Annotated in this window: 18 protein-coding genes and 3 pseudogenes; 12 read left to right on the forward strand and 9 right to left on the reverse strand. The window is 70.3% G+C overall.

Annotated features, from left to right (window positions below; genetic code table 11):
- Positions 1 to 398: 398 nt before the first annotated feature.
- From ACIBU0_RS35835 to ACIBU0_RS35865, 7 genes and pseudogenes are all read right to left on the reverse strand, one after another.
- Entirely contained in the window at positions 399 to 4700 is a 4302-nt protein-coding gene (locus ACIBU0_RS35835; protein WP_398827060.1) for a trypsin-like peptidase domain-containing protein, read from the reverse strand.
- A gap of 2 nt (positions 4701 to 4702) precedes the next feature.
- Positions 4703 to 5086, reverse strand: coding sequence for a CU044_2847 family protein (locus tag ACIBU0_RS35840; protein WP_398827062.1), 384 nt, complete (start codon positions 5084 to 5086; stop codon positions 4703 to 4705).
- Positions 5087 to 5401: 315 nt separating this feature from the next.
- A pseudogene (locus ACIBU0_RS35845) lies at positions 5402 to 5635 on the reverse strand (N-acetylmuramoyl-L-alanine amidase); the annotation flags it as partial.
- 129 nt (positions 5636 to 5764) lie between these two features.
- A complete protein-coding gene (locus ACIBU0_RS35850) occupies positions 5765 to 6085 on the reverse strand; it encodes a hypothetical protein (RefSeq protein WP_398827064.1) in 321 nt (106 codons plus the stop codon).
- Positions 6082 to 6696 (reverse strand): hypothetical protein, encoded by a 615-nt coding sequence (locus ACIBU0_RS35855; protein ID WP_398827066.1) that lies wholly within the window; start codon positions 6694 to 6696, stop codon positions 6082 to 6084. The genes ACIBU0_RS35850 and ACIBU0_RS35855 overlap by 4 nt, the downstream gene beginning before the upstream one ends.
- 148 nt (positions 6697 to 6844) lie before the next feature.
- Positions 6845 to 7342: a trypsin-like peptidase domain-containing protein gene (locus ACIBU0_RS35860; RefSeq protein WP_398827068.1), complete on the reverse strand. Its 498-nt coding sequence runs from the start codon at positions 7340 to 7342 to the stop codon at positions 6845 to 6847.
- A 21-nt stretch (positions 7343 to 7363) separates the two neighbouring features.
- The gene (locus ACIBU0_RS35865; protein ID WP_398827070.1) at positions 7364 to 7699 is read right to left on the reverse strand and encodes a trypco2 family protein; all 336 of its coding nucleotides are present in this window, start codon (positions 7697 to 7699) and stop codon (positions 7364 to 7366) included.
- A gap of 267 nt (positions 7700 to 7966) precedes the next feature.
- Between ACIBU0_RS35865 and ACIBU0_RS35870 the strand changes: the two are divergent.
- The 6 genes and pseudogenes from ACIBU0_RS35870 to ACIBU0_RS35895 all read left to right on the forward strand — a co-directional run.
- Positions 7967 to 8071: pseudogene (locus tag ACIBU0_RS35870) on the forward strand (ketoacyl-ACP synthase III); the annotation flags it as partial.
- 141 nt (positions 8072 to 8212) lie between these two features.
- Positions 8213 to 8530 carry a CU044_2847 family protein gene (locus ACIBU0_RS35875; protein ID WP_180291909.1) on the forward strand — a complete coding sequence of 106 codons (318 nt, stop codon included), beginning with the start codon at positions 8213 to 8215 and terminating at the stop codon, positions 8528 to 8530.
- A gap of 2 nt (positions 8531 to 8532) precedes the next feature.
- Entirely contained in the window at positions 8533 to 12111 is a 3579-nt protein-coding gene (locus ACIBU0_RS35880) for a phosphopantetheine-binding protein (protein WP_398827072.1), read from the forward strand.
- Between the two features lie 52 nt (positions 12112 to 12163).
- Positions 12164 to 13397: pseudogene (locus ACIBU0_RS35885) on the forward strand (IS701 family transposase).
- A gap of 297 nt (positions 13398 to 13694) precedes the next feature.
- Positions 13695 to 14027 carry a hypothetical protein gene (locus ACIBU0_RS35890; protein WP_398827074.1) on the forward strand — a complete coding sequence of 111 codons (333 nt, stop codon included), beginning with the start codon at positions 13695 to 13697 and terminating at the stop codon, positions 14025 to 14027.
- Positions 14027 to 15142, forward strand: coding sequence for a hypothetical protein (locus ACIBU0_RS35895; protein WP_398827076.1), 1116 nt, complete (start codon positions 14027 to 14029; stop codon positions 15140 to 15142). Before ACIBU0_RS35890 ends, ACIBU0_RS35895 begins: the two co-directional genes overlap by 1 nt.
- A gap of 168 nt (positions 15143 to 15310) precedes the next feature.
- Here the strand turns inward: ACIBU0_RS35895 and ACIBU0_RS35900 are convergent, their stop codons facing one another.
- Complete coding sequence (locus tag ACIBU0_RS35900; RefSeq protein ID WP_398827078.1) at positions 15311 to 15496, reverse strand: hypothetical protein; 186 nt, start codon at positions 15494 to 15496, stop codon at positions 15311 to 15313.
- Positions 15497 to 15686: 190 nt separating this feature from the next.
- On the opposite strand from ACIBU0_RS35900, the gene ACIBU0_RS35905 reads away from it, so the two are divergent.
- The 4 genes from ACIBU0_RS35905 to ACIBU0_RS35920 all read left to right on the forward strand — a co-directional run bounded on the left by ACIBU0_RS35905 (position 15687) and on the right by ACIBU0_RS35920 (position 18281).
- Entirely contained in the window at positions 15687 to 16205 is a 519-nt protein-coding gene (locus ACIBU0_RS35905; protein ID WP_398827080.1) for a hypothetical protein, read from the forward strand.
- A complete protein-coding gene (locus tag ACIBU0_RS35910; protein ID WP_398827082.1) occupies positions 16120 to 16989 on the forward strand; it encodes a hypothetical protein in 870 nt (289 codons plus the stop codon). Before ACIBU0_RS35905 ends, ACIBU0_RS35910 begins: the two co-directional genes overlap by 86 nt.
- Positions 16986 to 17405: a hypothetical protein gene (locus ACIBU0_RS35915; RefSeq protein WP_398827084.1), complete on the forward strand. Its 420-nt coding sequence runs from the start codon at positions 16986 to 16988 to the stop codon at positions 17403 to 17405. Before ACIBU0_RS35910 ends, ACIBU0_RS35915 begins: the two co-directional genes overlap by 4 nt.
- A 171-nt stretch (positions 17406 to 17576) precedes the next feature.
- Positions 17577 to 18281: a hypothetical protein gene (locus ACIBU0_RS35920; RefSeq protein WP_398827086.1), complete on the forward strand. Its 705-nt coding sequence runs from the start codon at positions 17577 to 17579 to the stop codon at positions 18279 to 18281.
- A 377-nt stretch (positions 18282 to 18658) separates the two neighbouring features.
- Here the strand turns inward: ACIBU0_RS35920 and tpg (ACIBU0_RS35925) are convergent, their stop codons facing one another.
- Positions 18659 to 19105, reverse strand: coding sequence for a telomere-protecting terminal protein Tpg (gene tpg / locus ACIBU0_RS35925; RefSeq protein WP_398827126.1), 447 nt, complete (start codon positions 19103 to 19105; stop codon positions 18659 to 18661).
- A gap of 320 nt (positions 19106 to 19425) precedes the next feature.
- Between tpg (ACIBU0_RS35925) and tap the strand changes: the two genes are divergently transcribed.
- Positions 19426 to 21645 carry a telomere-associated protein Tap gene (tap, locus tag ACIBU0_RS35930; protein WP_398827088.1) on the forward strand — a complete coding sequence of 740 codons (2220 nt, stop codon included), beginning with the start codon at positions 19426 to 19428 and terminating at the stop codon, positions 21643 to 21645.
- 10 nt (positions 21646 to 21655) lie between these two features.
- Positions 21656 to 22213: a telomere-protecting terminal protein Tpg gene (gene tpg, locus ACIBU0_RS35935; RefSeq protein ID WP_398827090.1), complete on the forward strand. Its 558-nt coding sequence runs from the start codon at positions 21656 to 21658 to the stop codon at positions 22211 to 22213.
- The last annotated feature ends 202 nt before the right edge of the window (positions 22214 to 22415 follow it).

Raw genomic sequence — 22415 nt, forward strand, 5'->3', positions numbered from 1 at the left:
GGGCGCGGTCATGAGTTTGCGCAGGCGTTCGCGTACGGCGACCTGGAGGCGTCCAGTGGGTGCGTTGCTGCTCGGTCCATCGCTGGAGGGTGGGGGAGTGGTTCTGGCCGGTGTGGTGGTGCAGCTTGGCTTGTTGGTAGGTGCGTTGCCGGATGTGGGGCCAGGGTGGGTCCCCCCCCCACGGGTCTGGTTTCAAGTACCTGGGTGGTGGGGGGAGAGCGGCCTTGCCGGGCGGCGCGGCGCTTTTGTGTCAGCCAGTAGTCCAGCGCGAAACCGTCGTGGTGGGTGTCCTTGCTGCAGCGAGGTGACCGTGGAGGGCGGCATAGGCGCGGGCGTGGGCGAGTCCGGGGCTTGCGGGGTAGACGCGGCTTGCACGACGTGGCCTGGAGCGGACGGCGTCATCCGTCGTGGCAGAGGGGTTCCTCAGGGACGGCGGCGCCCAGACTCTGCCTTTCCTCAGCGGTGAATTCGCGGTAACCGATCATGCGGCACAGCTGACGTTGCCACAGGTCGGCGTCGAGCCGGATGGTGCGGTAGGCGGTCTGCGCCAACTCGTCGCCACGGAACAGGAGCGTCCTGCCGTCGGTGGAGGCATCGATGTAGGAGTACCCCGTGGTGGAATCGACGGGAACGCCGAAGGTGTAGGTATCGCTCGACCTGCCCTCGCCGGTGTCGTAGAAGTGCGCCGAGGTACCGGAGAACAGCAGGAAACGCCCGTAGCGGAGGAACTGGGTGACAAATCCCGTGTCGTAGTGGGGGTCACTGGCGAGGATCGGTCCGATCCTCTTGCGGGGCGGGCTGGTCTGCCAGAGTTCGACGTTGCCTCCTCTACGAAGCAGAGCGAAGTACTTTCCGGCCGGGCCGAACTGGATCGTCGTCGTGTCCGATCCCGTCTCGATCGTCTTCACGTCACGCCCCGCCACCGTGTCGACGATGTGGACTTCCGGGTCACCCCACACCACGACGGCCAGATGACCGCGCTTCGGATACGTGGTGAACGTGAGTGCGCTCTTGGCGGAGACACCGGGGATCAGGCGCCGCAAGTCCGTCTGCTCCGTCCGACGGCCGGTGTTCCGGTCCCACCTCTGCAGAACCGGGCCGGACAGCGTCACCACGCTGTCTCCGATGAAGCGGAAGCTGAAACCCATGTCCTTGGACCAGCGGTCACGGGCAGGCGGATCCATGGCGGTGATCGTACGGACTGGGCGCAGGTCCGAGGCCCGCCGCAGCACGATGGTGCTCTTCCCGACCCGGTCGGCCACCACCTTCCCGTCCGCACTGAAAGCGACCCTCGCATCCTCGCTGAGGACGTCGCCCGGTCGGCGTTCCGCACCGGCCAGCAGGTTGCCGCCCTCGTCCGAGGCGCCCTCGTCCGAGGCACGGCGCTCGATGCGCTTGCCGTCGTCCGCCAGGCCCACGATGGATTTCCCGTCAGGGGAGAGTGCCGGCTTCGTCAGCGGATCCGCCGGAGTACCCTCGGGCAGGGCCGGGATGTGCATCACGCTCTTGTCGTCGGAGGCGAGGAGCACGGGTTCGCCGCGGACCGAGACCACCTTGTGCACCGTATGCGCGTCGGCCCCCCAACTCTTACTGAAGAAGCGGACCTGATTGGTCTTCAAGTCCAGCAGAGAGCGACGGCCGCTACCGTCGTATTCCGGCAGCACCACCCATCTACCGCTGTCGTCGACGCCTTCCAGCCCGCAGGTGTCGCCCTCGCCCAGGCCCTGGTCCGTGGAGTGGAGTACCGCACCTGACCGGTCGGTACTCCGTACGACGAGTGTGAGCCCTCCGTGCTTCTTGGACGACTCGCAACTCGCGACCGTGTTCCCACCGGCGGAAACCTTGATTTCCGTGGTCGGCGGCAGGATGACCTGCGTGTGCCGGGTGCTCCGGTCGATGGCGATCAGTGAGCTCTTCTCGGTCTTCTCGTCGAAGACGTGAGTCAGCAGCCTGCGGTCGTCTGAGCCGATGTAGACGCCGTCGAAGGTGGTCGTCTTCGGCAGGCCGGGAGGCAGCGGGACCGTGCCCGACGTCCCTTTTTGAAGGTCCCACCAGGTGACAGTGGTGAAGCCCGCCCCGGTCTGCGCGACGATCCGCCCGTCGCTCGAGATCGCGGCGTTGTCACTGATGTCGCTGAGATCGGGCGGCGAGCCGAGCCGGGGCGGCAGCCGGTGCGCCGGGCCGGCCAGGCTGCCGGGGCCGCCGTCACGCCGCACGTCGAACCAGACCAGTTCCTGCGCTTCCGTGAAGAAGCCGGCCCGGCGTCCGTCTGCGGAAACGAAGCTCAGTGCGACCTGGTCCGGCAGGTCGAGCCGTTCTCTCCTCACCGTTCCCGTGGCCGCGTGTACATACAGAGTGGGTTTGCCGATGGCCGAATGAACGAGGACCACTTCGCCGTCCTTGCTCGCGGCGACGCCGTGGACGGAGCCGTCTGATCCGGACAGCAGGCGCTGATCGGGGGAGTACGAGAGCCGGGCGTGCAGGAGGGCGTCGCGGGCCTGTTGGGTCGGGGACGTCCGGTAGGCCGCCAGCGCCGTCATGACGGAGAGCACCGGATCCGAGGTGGCGAGGTCGGTGGAGCTCTGCGCCAGTGCGCGGGAGGTGGACTCCGCCGCGCGCTGGCCGCTGACGGAGCGGTAGTAGGCGAACAGCGCGCCGAGGAGGACCGCCAGAGCGGTGAGGGATGCGACGGCGGACGTCAGGACTCGCCGTTTGCGGCGTCGTGCCTGCCGGTGAGCCCGCCCGCGGCGAAGGTAGTCCTGCTCGGCGTCGGTCAGGAACCGGCCACGGTCGGACAGCCAGCGTTCGGCCGCTTCCAGGGCCGAACGCGAGGGCAGCAGATCGGGCTCCCTGCCGCCGTGCTCCCAGCGTTCCCGGTCGTGGCGCAGTGTTTCGCGCCAGATGAGAAAGGACCGGTCCTCCTCGGCCCAGTCGGCCAGGCGCCGCCATTCGTTGATGAGGGCCTCGTGCGCCACCTCCACCGTCTCGACGCCCTCGGCGCTGCGCCCGGTGACGAGCAGACGCGCGTCGGCCAGGGTCTGCGCGATCTCCCAGGCCTTGGTGTCCAGTTCACTGCGCAGGGCCGTCCGCCGTGTGATCGCGCTGGTGCCGAGGGGCACGCGTACCAGCGCCGCGAACAGGCGGCGGGCGGCGGGCAGCGCGGACTCCGGAACGTGCGCGCTCCACAGACGCTCGGCCTGCTGTCCCAGCGCGCCCGTGACGCCACCCAGCGCCTTGTACGACTCGTGGGTGAGGACCCCGCCGTCCTGGCTGCGCCAGAGCCGGTCCAGGGTGAAGCCGAGCAGGGGCAGCGCGCCCGGTTCCTCTCCCGCGTCGGCGAGCACGCGTTCGACGAGACCGGCCTCATAGCCGACTCCCGGTACGGCGTCCACCGGTTCGGTGACGATCTGGCGAAGCTGCTGCGGGCCCGGAGCGCCCAGGGCGTAGAGCCGGTTGCGGAAGGCGGCACCCACCTGCGCGTGGGTCAGCGCCCTCTCCAGGAAGTCGGCGCGGAGGGTGGTGAGCACGTGCAGGCCCGGTGGGAGGGACGCTGTGTAGAGGGCGTCGGCCAGCTCGTCCACCAGGTCAGGGGTGGAGACGAGCAGTTCCTCGAACTGGTCGACGACGAGCAGCAGGCCGTGCGTTCCCTGACGTTCCAGTACGGCGGTGACGGTGTCCGCGACGCCCTGCTCGGCGAGGACGCGCACCAAGGCGGGAAGCCGGTCCAGCCGTTCGACGACGGGCAGGTCGGGCTCCAGGAGGGGCAGCAGCGCGGCCGCCAGCGCCGACAGCGGCCGGCTGCCGGCGGCGGGACGCACCACGCCCACGGAGAGTCCTTGGGCGCGCAGGCGCGGCACCACGCCGGCCAGGGCGAGTGAGGACTTGCCCGATCCGGACGGGCCGACCAGGCATACCTGGCGTTCGGCGGCGACCTTGGCGGTCAGTTCCTCGGTCTCTTCATCCCTCCCGTGGAAGGATGCCGCGTCCGCCTCCCGGAAGGGGGCCAGGCCACGGAACGGGGAGGGTGGCAGTGTCAGGGCCCGCAGCGGTTCCCAAGCGCGCAGCAGTGTGTCGGAGGGGATGAGGTAGCTCGCCGCGGGCTCCCCGGACTCGGCCACGACCACCATGCCGACCACGGCGGACAGGTCCTCGTCCCATACGGGACTGCCGCTGAATCCCCCGGAGACGCGGTAACCGTCGGACGCCAGGTCGGTCTGGATCCAGCCGTTGGCCTGGCGGGAACGGAGTATTCCTGCGTGCCACACACCGGCCGGGCGCCCCTGAGGAAACCCGAAGATCCGGGCCGGGTGTCCCCACACGTCCGCGGCGTCGACCATTCTCACCGGGCGCCCTCGCGGAATCGCGGCTTCCAGACGGAGCACCGCGACGTCGTCGCCCGCCGCGAAGTGCACGATCTGTGCCGATGCCGATGCCGATGCCGATGCCGATGCCGGAGCCCGGCCGGGCTCGGCTGCGGACAGCAGCGGCAGACCCACGAACACCCGCGCCGCGGCCGTGGGCGGTTGCTCCTCGGGCGTTCCGAGAGCGGCACTCACCACGTGGGCACAGGTCAAAGCGGTCTGTTCCCCCACCAGGAAGCCGACACCCCAGCAGGTTCCCTGCTGGTCCGTGATACGCAGGACTGCCGAGTCGAGCGCGGTCGGGCCGCCCCGGACCGTCGGTGTGGCGCTGTCCGGCACCCTCACCCCTCCGGTTCGGCAGCCCGGCGACCCGCTTCCTCCGCCTGGTTCTCACTCCGGTCCCATTTGAGGGTCACGGTGAAGTGTGCCTGAGCCGTGCTGCTGCTGATCACGATGTCGGCGCCGGCCGACAGCGACAGACCGAACTCCACGGTGATCTCCTGCGGACCCCGCACCGGCTCACTGAAGGTGTCGACCAATTGCCGGGCCATGGGCCGGAGCTCGGACAGCATCTCTCCCATGGACCGGGTCGCCCTGGCCACGACCTGCCCAGGCCGCGCCACCTTGACCAGTCCGTCTCCCGGCTTTTCCTGGACCTCGACCTTGACGACCCGAGCCGCCCCGTCACCGCCCTCGTCGAGCGGCAACTCCATCACATAGGCCACCGCGCTCCCCCGTCCGTCCCGTCCGTTCGCTGCGCCCCTTGTTCCGTGTAAGACGCAGCCTCATCAACCACTCCATCGCCGCTGGTCACAGGGCGGCAATGGCCATTTCGGCCAACATCTCTCACTCCTCGGCGCAAAGACCCGGGTCGACGGTGCCCTCGTAGTGCTCGGGGCCACCGGTGACGGTCACGCATCGGATCCTTCTCGGGCGTTGCCCCCAGGCGACGCCCGTGTGGGGGTGTCTCCGAACGGAGCACCCCCACGGGCCCCAGGGCTCACTCACCCGGTGACGAGCGCGGACTTCGGCGTCTACGTGAGGCGGGCCGCGACGCGGTCACGCATCCCGGGCATGGAGAAGCCCTTCGGGTCGATCTTGTCCTGAGACCATTCGAGGTGGCCGATCACGCTGCGGGCGGTCCAACCGTGGGCACGGCAGATCGCGGCGCCGACGCGTTCGATCGCCTCGAGCTGCGCCGTCGGCCAAGCGTCCTTGCCGTCGCCGCGGTTGACGCATTCGAAGCCGTAGAAGCAGACGCTGCCGTCCACGCTTCAGCCTCGGTCCTTGCGGGGCAGGCCCGGGGCAATGCGAAGCCCCGGCTGGACGGGGGAGACCAGCTGGGGCTGTGTGAGGCGACGGGCGGAGGGCGGTCGCCTCTCGGCGGAAGGCTCCATAGGGCTTCAAAGGCCCGGTACGCGGGCCTGGTACGCCGCCCGCTGGGGGACTACCACCAGGGCGTGCAGGTGATGCCGCTCTGGGGGGGAGGCACTGGTCACCTGCGCGCAGACGCGGAAGGCCCGACTCGCTGAGTCGCTGGTCGGGTAGGCCGGGGTCGTGATCCTGGCGCCGCTCGCGCTCGTGCTGAACGGGCCGCACTGGATCCACGACTTCTTCCAGTAGGCGACGTGGCCGGTCACGAAGGCCACGAAGCCCAGGTGCACGAGGGCGGCGGCGGTGAGGGCAGTCCGTGCGGCCCGGCTTGTGATCGTGCGGACGATCACGCTGTGCCGGGGCGCGGGGCCTCGGTTGTCCCGGCCGGATCGACGGGTGGGCCGACAGGATCGTCCTCTCCGTCCGCGCTCACCCGGTCTTCTTCCTCGCCGGCGTCGTCTGGCTCCCGGTCTGGCTCCTCGTGGCCGGGATCGTCGACGGCGTCCTCCAGGCCGTCCTCGGTCTCCGGCGGTCTGTGCGGGGGCTCCCAGTCGGGGGAGTTGAAGTAGTCGTCAAGGCCGGTCTCGAGGTGGGTGAGGGAGGCGCTGACCAGGTCGGCGGCCCAGGCGTAGGTGTCCGGTTCGGCGTCGGGATGTTGTGCCTGTTCGGCGATGGCGTCTTGCAGGTTGCGCAGCCATGGTCGTGCGATCTCCGGGTCGAGTTCGGCGGTGACGGTTCTGGCTGCCAGGGGCAGGAGGGTGTCGGGTGCGGCGGCCACCGCGCGGGCTGTGCTTTCGGCAAGTGCGGGCTGGGTGGGCGCGGCGCGGGCGAGGACGGTCAGGGCCCGGTGCTGTTGGTCTTCTGCGAGGTAGGGGTGGGGCAGCAGACGTTCGATGAACTGCCCTCCGCTCTTCTCTTCGACTTCCGCCACGAGGGCGGTGCCGAGGAGGTCGGGGCCCATGGATCCCCAGTGGGCTCCGTCACCGGAGGGGTAGGCGGCGGTGAGGATGTCCTCGTACGCTGCCAGCAGGCCCGGTCGTTGGCTGCGGCGTCGGGGAAGCCGCTGTGGTGGACATCGAAGCCTGCGGTGACGGCGGCTTGTGCGTTGCTCAGCTGTTCGGCGCCGGTGACGGCCTGGACGGCGACGAGGACAACTCGGCTGATTCCATCGATGTGTTGACCAGTTCGAAGCCGTAGTAGCCGCGCCGGGATCCGGTGGCCGGCTTGATGTTCCCGTCGACCGTCATGGGATCGCCCACGAACGCGTCCGGGTTCGTGGGATGCGGCCGGTGCATGGCCGGGGGAGGCCAGTCATCGAGCACACGGGTCGCGCGTCCGGGTAGTCGCAGGTCAGCTCGCCCCACCGGCAGGCCCGCACCCAGCACGGTGCGGTCCGTCTCCAGCAGGACCGCATCCAGTTCCGCGTCCGACCATGCGATCGTGGCCTCGGCCGTCCGGCCGGCCTCGTCGCGGACGGTGACGGGCTGCCTGTCCCCGCCCGGACAGGCGACGTGGTACGCGGTCAGGACGAGCCCCGGCGCGACCAAGGCGCCTGACCCGAACATCGGGACCCGGGCGTTGACGACTTCGACGGTCCGCAGCTCCACCAGTACGTCCCTGCCCCCGGCCTACATTCCTGCCGGGGGAGCGGGCAACGGGTCCAGGCCCCGTCCCTCATCGCCGATGAGCACGTCACGGCCGCCAGGGCCGGTCTCGACCTGCAGGGTGACGGTCATGCGGTGCGTCGCGGTGCTCGCGCGTTCACCGCGGGCATCGGCGGAGACGACGAGGGCCTTCACCCCGCCTCCGGCCGAGGCGGTCTGCCGAAGTTCGATGCCGAGATCCAGCACGATGTCCTTGACCGTGAACCGGATCGGGGAGCCGTCCCCATCCTGCTGCGCCGCGGCCAGTTCGGCGCGAACTGCCTTGATGGCCTCCGACAGCTCGGTGGGCTCTAACTCCATGCGTCCCCCTGATCGCTACGCATGGGGCCCAGTCTGACGGGCGGTTCTCGGTCACGGAAGACGGTTTGTCGCCGAAGATCACGGACCGCTGGGTCATGGCTTCAGAGCAGGTCGGCGCGGGTCAGGGCCCTGACATGGTGGGCGAGAACGATGGCCCCGCCCGTCTGGCGAACCCAGGGCGGGGACCGTCTGCGTTTCGGGTGGACCTCTACCGCATGGCCGTGCACTCCTGCGGTGCCTTGCTGAGGCTCTTCGAGGTTCTCGGCGGTGTCCATCCCCCTCCCCATGGACCGCCTCCTCGTCGAACACCCTGCCCTGCCCGGCGAGTTGGCCCTGCTGATCGGCTTAGGCGCGGGGGTGTCGTACGCCGGACAGGTGGTCCGGCCTGCCGTGAGATGCGACAGAGGCACGCACACGAGACCGGCCAGGCGTTGCCCGTGCTCCGGTGGGCAGGACACAATCACCGTCCATGCAGGGGGCATTGACAGCCGAGCGGTGGATACGGAGGACGGCATGGGACAGCCGATTCTGGTGCGGGCAGGGGGCACCGAGTTCTACGCGGAGGTGTCAGACGGCGGCGGTCCACAGCCGGTCGGGTTGGGGGACGCGCTGTCCTTCGACGGCGTACGCGACATGATCGAGGCCGTGGGTGGGCATCTGTCCGCCGCATGGGAGAGCGCCAAGCCCGCCGAGGCCACCGTGAGCTTCGGCGTCAACCTGTCGACCAAGACCGGAAAGCTCTCCGGGCTCTTGGTCGAAGGCGGCGGCTCGGCATCCTTGGAGATCACCCTGACCTGGAAGTACGACACCGACGGCGCCGCAGCGTCGTGACCATGGGCGGGTCCGCGCACCCCGACGGGGATCGCGAACTGCGGCGCCACGTCGTGAAAGTGGTCGGCGAGGCCGGGAGGATCCTCGGCACCGGCTTCTTCGCCGCGCCCGGCCTGGTGCTCACCGCAGCCCATGTCGTAGGGGACGAGCAGGTCGTGGAGTTGGTCGCGGCAGCCACCGCGTATGAGACGACGCACGAGGGGAGGTCCGATCAGGAGCACGAGCTGAAGCTGAGTGCGCGCGTCGTTGCCCGGTCCCGGCCCCGCACCGAGGGCGCGCTGTGGCCCTTCCCCGATCTGGCGGTGCTGCGCATCACCACGGTCCCGCTGCCCGAGCACCCGTGTGTCCGCCTCGCCCCGACCGACCCGGACCCCGAGCAGGACTGCCGGACCTGGGGGTTCGCGCGTCGCGAATACGGGATCGCGCCCCACGGCTCACCCGCGACCTTCCGCTGCGAAGGCGTCGAGGGGGATGGCAGCCTCCGGTTGAAGGGCGGGCAGGCGAGCCCGGGCTTGTCCGGAGCGCCGCTGGTGTGCCCGCGCAGCCGCGCCGTGGTCGCCGTGATCACCGCATCGCGTGACATCGACGGCGATCTCGGCGGTTGGGCGACCCCCATCTCCGCCCTCCTGCCCGGCACGCACCCCGAGGACGAACTGGCGGCCTGGGGCGGAGAGTTACTCGCTCGCAACGAGGAGACGTTCCTCGCCGACCGCGCCTCCTGGAACCGCGTCCTGCCCATGCGTGATCACCCCGGTCACACCGCCCTGAGTCGCCCTTGGGGCACCTTCAATCGCGGCCCCAGGACCAGCCCCGCCGATCTCCTGCGTGCCGACTACGGCATCGTGCCGTACGCCTTCCGCGACGACGCACTCGCCGACATCGAGCGCTGGTGCGAACAACCGCAGGCCATCGCTCTGGCCCAGGTGGCGGCGCCTGGCGGGGCCGGAAAGACCCGCTTCGCCCTGGAGCTGGCACGGCGCACCCTCGCACGCGGCTGGGTCAGCGGACTGTGGGGCCGCGAACGGGACACCGGCGCCCTCGCGGCCCTCGCCCTGCCCCGACTGGCGATCGTCGACTACGCGGAGGCCGTCGACACGGCGTCCCTGTGCGGCCTGTTGGAGATCCTGAGCGCCCACGCGTCGCCTGCGGCCCCGGTACGTGTCCTGCTGCTCACTCGAGGGCGGGGCGCATCGGCGCGGGCACCCTTGACGCGCCTCGACGAGGACGCCCCGGCCGCGCTGCGCGCCGTCGTCGATCATGCCGAGGACGTCACGGCTGCCGTGCGCCCACTCGACCTTGAGGAACGCGCGACACTCCACGACCGCGCCGTCTACGCCTTCGCCGAGGCCTGGGGCGTCACTTTGCCGACACTCGACACCGCCCGCCCCGACCTGACGGGCGGTGCGTACGGGCGCCCCTTGGATGTGCTCTTCGAGGCGTACGACACCGTCCTCGGGGGTGGCTGGGGTGGCGATCGAGTGCCTGGTGTGGAGCGGGTGTTGAGCCATGAGCGCCGGTATTGGGATACCACCGCGCCGGTTGTCCCTGGACTCGGAGGCGCGGCACGGCGCCGGGCTGTCGCGGCTGCCACGCTCGCCGCGGCGGCCGATGGAACACAGGCCCATGCCCTGCTCGCCGCGGCCCTCCCGGACCTTGGGATCGACGACCGGGAGATGGTCGTGGACTGGCTCGCCGACGCCTACAGTGGCGATGCCCTGCTCAACCCGCTGCGCCCCGACCGGCTGGGCGAGGCTTTCCTGGCGGGCGAGTTGGCGCAGGAGCAGCATGCCGGGGCCGTGTCGGGGGCGCGTCCGCCGCTGCTCGAAGCGGTGCTTGGGCTTCCGCATGACACTCAAGTTGCCCACGCGCTGGACGTGTTGGCGCGACTTGCCGCAGCAACGCCCACGGTCATCCCGGCTGTCGCGGGCGCCCTGACCGCACGACTGTCCGACTTGGTCGAGCGGGCCACGATCGCAGCGAGGGGCACCGCCCGGCACCCCGCGCGCCCGGAACTCGCTGGGAGTCTGCTGCGCTGCCTGGACGGGCCGGTGCTCGCCGAGACGGCCGCCGGTGTTGAGGGCGTCGACCTCGCGCACGCCTGCCTGCGCCTCGGCGACCTGGCACGGTCGGCCGGCGGTGGGCGTGTGGGTGAGGCGCTGTACGAGCGCGCCCGTGACCTGTACGAGGAATGCGCCGATATGTACCCGACGCGTCGGCCGTGCCCCGAACTGGCCGCTTTGTACGGCAGGTTGGGGGAGGCGGCACGCGCCCGAGGTGATTTCCGGCAGGCCGCCGAACGGCACTTACAGGCTCTGCGGCACATTGAGGAACTCCTCGCCGCCGTCCCGACCGACCGGATCTTCCTGCGCGCGGCGGCCGTCTCGCACGACCGACTCGGCGAACTCGCCCGCCTGGCCCGGGACTGGGACGAAAGTGAGCGCCGCTACCGTTGTTCCCTCGGCATTTTGCGGGCCATGGCGGAGCCCGGAGTGCAGCCTGAGGAGGAAGCCCGGCAACTCCAACGCGACACCGGTGTGGCGTACATCCGCCTGGGTGATCTGCTGCGTGGCCGGGGCCGTATCGCCGAGGCGCTGGCCCATCACGGCCACGCCCTGTCCATCACCGAGACCCTGCTCGCCGGCTCCCCCGAGGACGCCGTACTCCGGCGCGATCTCGCCGTGGGTCACGGCAGACTCGGTGAACTCCACCGCGAACAGGGCGATCTCGGCCGTGCGGAGCGGCGCTTCGGTCAATCCCTGTGGATTCGCGAGGAGTTGGCGCGCGAGGAGCCGGCCAACGCCATGTACCGGCGCGATGTCGCTCTCGGGTGCGCACGCCTGGCCGAATTGGCGGCCGGCCGCGCCGACGCACAGCGCGCCCGCGAGCTGTACCGCCGAAGTCTCACACTTTCCGAGGAGCTGGCCGACGGCGAGCCCGGCAACGTGGTCTATCGGCGGGACGTGGAGGTGGTGCGCCAGCGCCTCACCACCCTGGCGGCGAAGGCCGATCGGCAGGATCGACACCCCCTCGAGATGGGTTGGTTGAAGTCCACCCTCGCGGAATGCGCAGGTGTGGAGGAAGGCGTCGACCTGGGCGGCGACATCGCCGATGTGCCTTTCGTCGAAATCGGCTACGACTCCCTGGCACTGCTCCAGGTCGTCGGCATGCTGGAGCGTGAGTACGGCGTGACCTTCGACGAGGATGAGGTCGTCGATGCCGACACCCCCGGTCGATTCCTGAGCCTGGTGAACAGGACGATCGGCTCGGAGCACGACACGGAGATATCCGACCACGCGGCGACCCAACTTCCGCCCACGGAGCGCGAGATCCAGTCTTGGCTCGCCGCCCGTATCGCCCACCACAGCGGCATCGGGGCAGTGGCCATCCTGCCCGAGGTGCTCGTGAACGAGATCGACGGCTTCGACGCGGTGGTGTTCACCCAGCTGGTGGACGACATCGAGAAGACCTACGGCGTCTATCTGCCCTTCAGTATGAGTTGGGAGTCCACCACCACGTTGCAGCGCCTCGCCCAACGCCTCATCGCCGCCGTCACCGACGCCCACCCGGCGACCACTGCCTAGTAGTGCTTCGTTAGGTGTATGCGTGTGCGCTGATCAAGAGCATGTTGGGTGCGTGGACATGCGTGACGTGGACCGATTGCGGGCCGCGTTGAGGTTGTTCGTGGAGGGTGTGTTCGCCTCGGTGCCGTGCAAGGATCGGCGGGCCAAGGGTGAGTGCTGTCTGCGGGGGCTGATGCTGGACGGCCGGCGCAAGTCGATCCAGCCGATGGCGCAGCGGCTGCCGGACGGGAGCATGCAGGTCTTGCAGCAGTTCGTCAGCCGGTCGCCCTGGCAGTGGACGCCGGTGCGACGGCGGATCGCCGGGCGGCTGGTCCAAGTGATCAAGCCCGAGGTGTGGGTCATCGAGGTTGTGTCGTTTCCCAAGTGCGGGCGGGTGTCGGTGGTGGTGGGGGGGGCCGGCAGTACTGCGGAGCGTTGGGCAAACGGGCCAACTGCCAGGTCGCCGTCAGTGTGCATGCGGCCACCGACGCCGCCTGCTGCCCGTTGGAATGGGAGCTGTTCCTGCCCGAGGAATGGGCCCACGACGCCCGGCGGCGTCTGGCTGCGGGTGTGCCCGATGCGGTGGGGTATGTGAGCAAGTCCCGTCTGGCGCTGGGGCTGCTGGAGAGGCTGGACGGCTGGCTTGGGTCGGTGCCGGTGATCGTGGCCGGCTGCGGGTATGGCCGCAGTGTGTCCTTCCGTCTGGGCGTGGAGGAACGCGGCTGGTCCTACGTGGTGGCCGTGGATCCCAAGGGGATCGCCCGCCCGGCCGGTGCCGAGCCGTATCTGCCGCCTTACCAGGGACTGGGCCCGCCCACGCTGCCCCGCTATCGCGAGCCGGCCCGCCCCTTACGGTCCTGGTCGGTGCGGGCACCGGCTTCGAAACCGTCACCTGGCGCCAGGGCAGCGAGGGATCGATGACCTCACGCTTTGCGGTGTTCGAGGTGCGGCTCTCGGGCGAGGAAGTCACCCGCGCCGCGCAGGAACAGGCCGGCGGGCGCAGCCAGTGGGCCGGGGTGCTGCCGCTGCGGACGCTGGTGGTCGAACAGCCCGGGACGGCGACGGAGCCCACCGGCTACTGGATGGCCAATCTGCCCGTCACCACCCCGATCGCGGGCCTGGTGCGCCTCGCCAAGATGCGCTGGCGCATCGAGGACGACTACCGGGAGCTGAAACACGGACTGGGTCTGGACCGCTTGGAGGGCCGCACGTGGCGGGGCCGGCACCATCACGTCACCCTCGTCGCCGCCGTGCGGGCCTTCCTCGCGATGCGGCGTTACGACTCAAAAGCCCGCACGACAGCCTGAGCGTCTACCAGGTCCTCGACGCGCTGCGGGACCTGCTGCGGTGCTGGAGCGGCACCTGCACCACCTGCGGCCGCCCCCTCACCAGAACACCAGAACCTAACGAAGTACCACTAGGTAGGGCGTGTCTGACGGTTCGCCTGGGTCGTGGGCCCTGGCACGCACATCTGCGGCGTTGTCGCCGGCTGCCGACGCTCCGCGTCGACGTCCTCCTCCGCCTTGCAGCTGCACACACCAGGGCCCGCTCGAAACTGGCATGCCCTCTACCAGGGCGATCCCCAGCCTGCAGAAGGAGCGCTGGTGTCGGAGGAACTGCTGCGCCTGCTGCGGGACATCACCACCCCTGTGGAGCCGCAGAGGATCGCCGTCTCGATCGACCCGTCCGGCGGCGGCCGGGACGTTGCCGGCGTCATCGGCGGGTTCCTCGGCGACGGCCGCGTGTGGGTCACCGACGACGTGTCTGCGCCCGTGTCGTCGGCCGACTGGTCCATGGCGGCCTGTCGGCTCGCGCACCGCACGAACGCGTCGATCTATACGTCGAGTGGAACTTCGGCCGCGACATGTGTGTCCTGGCGATCCAGACGTCATGGGAGAAGCTCCAGAACGAGGGGGACATACCCAAGAACGTGCTGATGCCCGCCATCGCCCCCGTACGAGCCGAACAGGGCAAGCTGCTCCGGGCGGAGCCGATCGCCCAGCAGGTGGTGCAGGACAAGGTGCGCTTCCGGGGCGTGTTCACCGACCTCGAACGGGAGTGGGCGACGTGGCAGCCCACTGACCCCGACAGCCCCGGCCGGATCGACGCCTCCTGCATCCTCGTGGACGGGCTGGTCCCCGAGGCCAGCCAGGGCGTCATCGTCCACGCCCCGCTCCCCACCGCGCCGCAGCCGGGCGGGCAGTCAGGCGGCCGACCGAGTAGCGCGGCGTCGGCGTACGGACGGAGGATCGGTTGGCGAGCAATTCGAGAGGTGGAGCTGTGCCAGCCTCTACGCTCTTGGTGGCACAAGGGGGGGCGAGTGACCAGCGAAACTCAGAGGCATGTCCGGCTTCGTCTGGCGCGCCGGCGCACAGCACCCGCCCGGGTCCGTGCGCGGATCCGGGTACAGGATGACCAACAAGAACCGGTGCCCGCGCCGCAACCCGAGCCCGAACCCGCTCCTGAGGGGGAGCCCGAACCCGGGAAACCGTGGTGGAAGCGGATCCCGTGGGTCCACGTCGGCACCGTGGTTGGCGCCCTGGCGGCAATCGGTGGCCTCACTTTCACGGGCATTGCTACGTACTACGGAGCGGCGGTCTCAAGGGACCAGCTTGATCAAGCCCGGGAAGACGCCCAGCGTGAAGCTCGCGAGCAGGCGATGCGCGTCACCTACTGGGTGGAGCAAAAGCCGGTGAAGGGAACGGTGATACTGCACTTCGCGAACCGTTCGCCCGACCCCGTAACGGATCTACTGATCAAGTACTCCGGTCCCGGTGTGACGACAGAGCCCAGCGATTTCGGAGGCATCATAGTTACGGCCGTGGCGCCTTGCACTGAGCTCACATGGGCCCTGCAACGAGGTGCCGATGGGCTTGCACTGGGCTCTTCGATGGTCAAGTGGGCGCGATTCACTGATCGGGACGGTAAGACTTGGGCAAGGACCTCATCCGGACTCAAGGAGACGGACGAACAAGGTTTTGGCGGTGGGAGCTTTTTGTATCCCGGAGACCCTGAGACGGCGACAAAGACTCCCGTGTGCGCGGAAAACTGAAGTGCTTCGGCTCGACTGCACTGGTACGTGGTGGCCGTTGATCACGGAATCGCATGTCATAGGCGTGAAGATGATGTCGACCTCGTCTTCGGCGATGGACTCCGTCTTCAGATTCTTTGGCGGGGAGGGCCGCCTGGGGGTACCTCGGGCACGTCCAGGCGGTCCCGTTCAGCGGCGCTCGAACCAGTAGATCGCCCCCGCGGACAGCCCGGTCAGTGACGCCTTCACCACCAGGCGCACGGGCTCGTCGCTTGCGGTGTCCAGCAGTCGACGCGCCCGCATCCGGGCCGGGCTCAGCCGCCTGGTGTGCGGCTTCTCACCCAGAGGGGGGACCCTCAAGGTGCTGGTCAGCATTGCTTTGACGGTGGGAGCCCGTAGGCTCGTTGTCGGTAGGAATCGTTGCCTCCTGCTGGTTGGCGGTTCTTGCTGTCGAAGTCGGTGGCCTCCTGTTGCGAGCAGGGGGCCGCCGCCGCTGTGGCGGCGGCACCGAAAGGCCGCCGGGAACATTGTGCGGTGTGGAACCGGCAACCGTGGCGAATCACCCTTGTGCGAACTTGGCTTCAAGGCAGGTCAGTTGGCGCCGATTGCGCAGATCAGCGCACTAGCGCGGCGGCGAACACTTCATCTGAACTCGTCGCGGATGTTCGGAGCGATGGTGAAGGGACCGCCGTTCCTGGAAGCCTCGTTCGCCTCCGCCAGCGTCATGCGCCTCGAAGACGGGGCGTGGATGCTCACCGGCCGCTCCCGCGCCGATTGGACCGCCTCCGGTGCCGAGATGGCGCACAGCGCCCGCACGGTCATGCTGTTCACCAGCCCCGGCGGCACCATCACTGGCGCGACCGGCCGCCGCGTGTTCGCCGACCGGCTCACCGCGGCCGCCGGCGACGCCGACCCGAACCAGGGCGTCGTCTTCCACGAGGAGAAGTCCGGCGACTACCTCCTACGCATCACCCGCGCGCGGCGCGACCCTCGTGTCGATGCCCGCCTATGGCAAGGCCCGCATCGTCCTCGACCCGCCCGACGAACAGACCGCCGCAGCGCCCATCGTCGCCTCCTCCGGTGACGACCACGAGCGGGTCGTCACCTACGTGCGCAGCTCCCCGACCCCGGTCGCGCCCCGCCACCTCTCCCACCAGCTCAGCCTGAGCCTCGAACGCGTCCACGCCCACCTGTCCCGCGCCCTGGAGACCGGCCACGTCGTACGCATCGCCCGAGGCCTCTACGCCGGAGCGTCGACGCTGCCCGAGGGTGAGATCGCGGCTGCCGCAGACGGCGACCTGGACCCGCCAGCGCACGACGACCCCCAAGCCGAAGACCAGGCGACCGCCGCCGCAGCACTCGACGCCCTGTACGACCAGCGCGGCGCCGAACTCGTCGCCTCCGCCTGGCAGATCATGCAGGCCGAGAAGCCCATGCCCGCCGACTGGTTCCGCGAGCCCACCCCCGCGGAACTGCCCTCAGGCAGCGGCGGCGTCCGCATCGTCGATGGCCGCGCCTACGGCTGGGTCGCACAGGCCGGCGTCGCGCACGCCGTGCACGGCCGGAACGTCACCATCGAGAGGCTCGCCGCCCGGGGCCTCGACCTGAGCCGCTTCCTGAGGGCCAGGTTCCGCCCCGGCGACGGGACGGAAGTCCGCGCGGGCGCGATGACGATGAACGTCGGCCACCACCGAGACGGCTACGAGTGCGAGAGGGCGGTCTGCCAGTTCGACGACACCCGCACCGTCGCCGCGGTTGTCACGGTCGGCGTCAACGAGGGCGGCATGTGGTTCTCCGGTGCCGCCGCGCCCTGGCTGTCACCGTGGGACCGCACCGTGTTCCAGGCCTGCCGGCCAGCTACCACATGACGCAGGGCCCGGACGGGCGCTGGCAGCTCCGCGCCGTCCTCTCCGTGCCGGTCCCCGGGCACTCGTCGCCGCTGACGGCCGCAGCAGTCATCGACCGGTCGAACCTGGCGCTGACCGCCGCCGCAGCCGTCATCGACGAGACCACCACCGCCGACCAGCCTCCGGCGGGGACGATCACCGCGCCGGAACCGGAGCACGGCCGCAGCAGCGAGCAGGCCCCGGCCGGCCTTGTCGGCGAGGTCACGGCCGCGCTCCTGACACCCGCGTTCCTCGACCAGTTCACCGACGCCCTCAAGGCCCGCGAAGACGAGCGGGCCGCCGCAGCGCGGGCCGAACTCGCCAGACTCACCGCCTGGCTCGCGCCTGTCCGCGCCGAGTTCGCCGCCGGCGCTGCCCAGCAGCAAGAAGGGAACTGACCCATGCCGTGCGCCTGCCAGAGGAACTAGACGCAGTACGGGGTCGTCGACGCCGGAGGTGAGCGCGTCTTCGGGCCCACCCCGTACCAGACGACCGCCGACGCCATGGCCGCGCGCGGCGAGGGCCGTACCGTCCGCGAAGCCGCCAAGGAGTAGAGGGGGCCCCGTGGGATGTGGCTGCGGCAGCAACCGCAAACGATCCGTCGGCGTACAGGCCGTCAGCCCGCCTGGGAGGCCGCCACCGCCTGGATCACCGCCCTGCCCGTGCACCGGCTGGCCGTCCTGCGCGCCCACCGCCTCACCGCCCGCCGCACGATGTGCCTCCTGGAACTGCGCGCCCTGACCGGCATCCACCTGACCCTGGTCTGCCACCGCCCTCACCTGCCCGCCGCCCTGCACCAGGCCCTGCAGACGGCCGACTACGCCATCACCGCCGACTTCCAGGCCGTCCGCCGCCACTACGACGGCACAACCGCTCCCGTACCCCAGCCTGCGGAGGAGCCCGCCCGGCCGGCCAACCGGTGGCTCACCCTGCCCGCAGTGGACCGCCTGGTCTCCTACGACAGCCCTGCCCCCTGTACCGCCCCGTGCGTGCCGCCGCCGATCACGTTCCGGCACCGTCCGCCACCGACACCCCTCACCGAGCAGGCAGTCCAGGAAGTCGCCCGACGCCTGTCCACCGTGACCGCCCGCCCCCGCTTGGCCGCCGCCCTCACCGCCGCGCTCTTTACCGGCGCCTCCTTCCAGCAATTCGCCGCCGCCCGCCCCGGCGACTACGACGCCGCCGCGGTCACCCTGGTCGTGCACGACCGCGCCCGCTGCACCGACGGCTGCGCCTCGCACCGGGTGCCGCCGTGGGCGCGTGTCTTCCTGTAGGCCGCCGTGTCCTCGGCCCGGCTCGCGCCGGGCCGGGCCGGGCCGGGACCAGCATCTGCTGGCCGGCCCCCGCGACGGCCCCCACCTGCTACGCAATGGCGGAGGCGGCCAGGCTCCGCCCGCCGCAGCCGCCTGTCGGTCAGCGCACCGGCCCTGTCGGCCGCATCCGGTGGGACTGGTGCGAACGAAAGGAAGCACAGCGCTGTGACACGATGCTGACACGGCACCAGATCCCGCCCTCGCTCTGAGTTCGAACCGGCGTGCACGTCAGGCGATGGAGGAATCGGCGGACTTCACGTCGGTGAAGGCGATTGCGAGCCCGTGGGCACGCAGTCCTCCGTCCCGGAAGTAGGCATGCCCCAAAGCACGGGCGGGGATCACCATCTGCTGCTGCTCACCCCCCGGCCGGCGTCCCGGGCGGCGAACAGTTCGCGGGCCGCTTCTCCCGACAGGTACTGGGTGATCAGCCGTACCCGCGGATCGTCCGACGAGCCTGCCGGAGCGGCGAATCCGAACCGCGCCGGTGGTGTGGAAGACAAACCCGTCGGCCTCGGCCCGGGCCGTCGGCGGGCGCGCACCAGGGGCTGCCACCGTGCCCTGACGGCCTGATCGATCAACCCCGCATGCACAGCAGTGGGACGGCGGCGCATTCCCGGCCGGGTCGTGACCCATCTCTGTACTGTGCGCTGGGAGATCCCCAGGAGGACAGCCACGTTCTTCGTGGAGCCCTTCTCCGCCCTGAGCGGGAAACGCACAGCGGCGTCACCAGTAGGCGCCGGACGGGTCAGCAGCGCTCGCTCAAGCCCTTTGGCGATCTTCCCCATGTCCGCCCCCGAGGCGTTCTGCCGCCGCGCAGCGGCCGTCTGCTCCCTCTGGTCTTTCACACTCGCCCGTTGTCTTTGGCCAGTTCCGGCGTACGCGGGACATCCCTGCGGGTCCTCGGCTAATGGCCCTGCTGTCCTCTTCTCGAGCCTGAACTCGTCTCACTGAACCTGATCGCCGCTCCGTAGGGTTCGCGTGCCCACGCAGCCGGTCGAGCAGCGTCCGTCTTGCCCGGGCGACGCACCGTTTCATACGCAGTTCGTACGCGTTTGGTACGCGAAATGTGCGCTTCACGCTAGGGTGGCGGTACTGGAGGTGCTGCATGTCCGAGCTGTTCGACGCGGTCGACGCGCTCATCGCGTCCCGCTCCCCGTTGCCGCCCCCGGCGGAACGCAAGCGGCTGCGCCAGGCGCACGGCCTGACGCTGGACGAGGTGGCCTCTGCCTTGCAGGTGCGGCGGGCGACGGTCAGCGGCTGGGAGGCCGGCAAGACCGAGCCGCGGCCGCCGGAGCGCGACGCCTACGCCCGTATGCTCAAGCAACTCGCTCAGCTCTACCCCGTAGGCGCTCCGGTGCCCCCTGAGGACACGGCGATCCCCAAGACGCCTGCCGTCCCGGCCGCTGCGCCATCGGCGGTGGAACCGGCCCAAGCCCGCACCGCACCCACAGGCCCGGCTGCGGAGCCCGCGAACCCCGCACTGCCCCCCGCTGCCCCTGCCCCTGTACCGCGCCCGGCGACCCCGACCGGGTCGATGTCGCGGCGCCCGGCCACGAAGAAGGCCACCCCCGCCAGCACCACGGTGGGCGGCGCCGATCCGCGTTTCGAGAACGGTCCGCTCGCGGTCGTCGACGTTACCGACGGCCAGGTGCTGGCGTACTGCGTCGGCGGCCGGGTCCTGGACGTAACCGCGAAGGCGATCCCGGCCCTGGTGGAGTGGACGCTGCGCGAAGGGCAGTTCGGCCAGCCGAAGTTGTCCGGGCCGGGCAAGGACGCCGACCCGCTGATCGTGCTGACCGAGGCCGCGTGCGAGTACTACGGCCTGCCCGTCACGCTCACCCACCAGGAGCGCCTGGCCGGGCGGCTGCCGGAGGGCCACAAGGTCATCAAGCAGCTGACGCGCGCCAACTGGCAGCTGACCAAGCGCGGCTTCGGGCCGTGGGCGCGGATCTACCGCCCCGCGCAGGGCGCGGAGCGGTCCTGCGTGCAGCTGTGCATCCCGTCGTGGGACGCGCTCGACACCCGGCACTGGGCCGGTGCGGGGCAGCTGCCGCCGGCGGAACTGGCCCGGCTGCTGGGCACGTATGCGGCCCGCGTGATGACGCCGCGCGGATCGACCGCCGTGACCGGCCTGGAGCTGATGACCGCCCTGCACCCGCCGACCCGCGCCTCCGAACCGGACGCGACGGGCAAGCGGCACTCCGAGCACAACCCCGGCTCGCTGGGCAGGGATCCGGTGGACTGCGCGCCGTGCGAGGCACCCGACGGGCACCCGCTCCTCGCTGGCCTACCGCGCTTCCACCACCGCACCCCGGCCGAGGTCCTGGTGGAGGAGGCGTACGACTGGGCACGCCCGCTCACCGACGCCGAATGCCTTCGCCCTTATCTGGTCGGCATCGACATCAACATGGCCTTCGCCGCCGGCACGAACGGCCTTAACGTCGGCCTGGGCGCGCCGACACACGTCAACAACCCCGTCTTCGATCCGAAACTGCCCGGCTCCTGGCTGGTCGACCTCAGCCACGTCGACCTGTCCCGCGTGAAGCTCGCCAAGGACAAGTGGGCGGACCTGGACGCCGAGCTGCTGCCCAGCCCGTTCACACCGAAAGGCGAGCGCCCAAAGGGGCCGGCCTGGTACGCGACGCCGACGGTGGCGTACGCGGTGGAACTCGGCTACGACGTCACGCCGATCGAGGCATGGGTGCGCTACGACAACGGCCGCTACCTGGACGCCTGGTACAACCGGCTGCGCGACGCCTACCTCGCCACGATGGCCGACCTCGGCGTGCACACGGACATGCCGCCGGCCGACTTCCTCGCCGCGATGGACGGCTACCGGCAGCGTGACCCCCAGCTGGCGATCGTGGTGTCCGCGATCAAGGCGACCGTGAAGGGCGGCATCGGCAAGCTGCGCGAACGCCCGCGCGGGGAGGGCTGGAAGCCCGGGCAGCCGTGGCAGGCTCTTGCCCGGCCCACCTGGCGCCCGGACATCCGCGCCGCCGTCATCTCCCGGACCCGGATCAACATGCACCGCAAGATCGTCAAGCACGCCGCATTCACCGGGCAGTACCCGGTAGCCGTCCTCTCGGACTGCGCCGTCTACGCGTCCGACGGGCCGTCGCCGCTGGATTTCCTGCCCTACCGGGACGGCAAACCGCTGCCCGGCGGCTTCAAACTCGGAGTGAACCCGGGCTTGGTGAAGTGGGAGGGCACCCAGAGCGTGCTGTGGGGCGAGGGTATCCGCGAGCAGTTCAACGCCCCGGAACTCAATCTCGCCCGGTACATCAAGGACGGCACCGTCACCGATCAGGACACCGGGGAGTAGGTAGACCACGATGAGCCTGTTCGGGGACAGTCTGGACGCCGCGGTGCAAAAGGCGTTCACCCGTCCGGCGCCCAAGAGCGCGCCTGCGCAGATGCGGTACCTCGTCAAGCAGCTCAAGGGCACCAAGGCAGTCGCCCAGATGCTGCGCATCTCCCAGCGCACCGTCGAACGGTACGTCAAGGACCAGATCAAAAAGCCCCGCCCGGACCTCGCCGCCCGCCTGGAAGGCGAGGTGAAGAAGCGGTGGCAGCCGCAGATCCGCGCCAAGGCGCGGCAGAAGGCGGCGACCACCGGCGGCATCGTCATCGACACCCGCGCACGGATCGGCTACACGGCGCCGATCGGGACGACGGACGAGGACCGGCTGCGGCATCTGACGGTCGCGCTGCCGCCCCAATACGTGGCCCGCCTCTTCGACGCCCAGGAGCAGGGCGCCACCGACCAGCAGCTCCAGCAGATCGCCGCCGAAGCGCTCAAGGAGGTGTACTTCCAGGACAACGGCCGCCGCGCCGGGTCCCTGGAGGAGGTCCGCTTCACCGACATCGAGCACCTCGAGTTCGACCTCTGACCCGGCCGCAGTGACGAACGCCCCGACCTCCGGTCGCATTTGACGTGCGTTCCTGGGCGCAATAGGCGGCGCGGGCGTCCCGTGGGACCACGCGCGCTCACCGGTGTTGCGCGTCGGTGGGCCGCCGTCCCCAGCAGCTTGCGCAACGGGCGCCAACTGGCTGTCGGCGGGAGGGTATTCGGTTTGTCGGCTGCGGCTTGCG

Origin of the sequence: Streptomyces sp. NPDC049627 (genome assembly GCF_044465645.1) — a bacterium.
In the GTDB taxonomy this organism is placed as follows: domain Bacteria; phylum Actinomycetota; class Actinomycetes; order Streptomycetales; family Streptomycetaceae; genus Streptomyces.

Coding starts and splice junctions, on each gene's coding strand:
- ACIBU0_RS35855 (WP_398827066.1), bottom strand. CDS start 6,696: ATGGGCCCCGACCTCCTCGGCACCGCCCTCGTGGCGGAAGTCGAAGAG.
- ACIBU0_RS35865 (WP_398827070.1), bottom strand. CDS start 7,699: ATGGAGTTAGAGCCCACCGAGCTGTCGGAGGCCATCAAGGCAGTTCGC.
- ACIBU0_RS35875 (WP_180291909.1), top strand. CDS start 8,213: ATGGGACAGCCGATTCTGGTGCGGGCAGGGGGCACCGAGTTCTACGCG.
- ACIBU0_RS35880 (WP_398827072.1), top strand. CDS start 8,533: ATGGGCGGGTCCGCGCACCCCGACGGGGATCGCGAACTGCGGCGCCAC.
- ACIBU0_RS35895 (WP_398827076.1), top strand. CDS start 14,027: ATGCCCGCCATCGCCCCCGTACGAGCCGAACAGGGCAAGCTGCTCCGG.
- ACIBU0_RS35900 (WP_398827078.1), bottom strand. CDS start 15,496: ATGCTGACCAGCACCTTGAGGGTCCCCCCTCTGGGTGAGAAGCCGCAC.
- ACIBU0_RS35910 (WP_398827082.1), top strand. CDS start 16,120: ATGCCCGCCTATGGCAAGGCCCGCATCGTCCTCGACCCGCCCGACGAA.
- ACIBU0_RS35915 (WP_398827084.1), top strand. CDS start 16,986: ATGACGCAGGGCCCGGACGGGCGCTGGCAGCTCCGCGCCGTCCTCTCC.
- ACIBU0_RS35920 (WP_398827086.1), top strand. CDS start 17,577: ATGTGGCTGCGGCAGCAACCGCAAACGATCCGTCGGCGTACAGGCCGT.
- tpg (WP_398827126.1), bottom strand. CDS start 19,105: ATGGGGAAGATCGCCAAAGGGCTTGAGCGAGCGCTGCTGACCCGTCCG.
- tap (WP_398827088.1), top strand. CDS start 19,426: ATGTCCGAGCTGTTCGACGCGGTCGACGCGCTCATCGCGTCCCGCTCC.
- tpg (WP_398827090.1), top strand. CDS start 21,656: ATGAGCCTGTTCGGGGACAGTCTGGACGCCGCGGTGCAAAAGGCGTTC.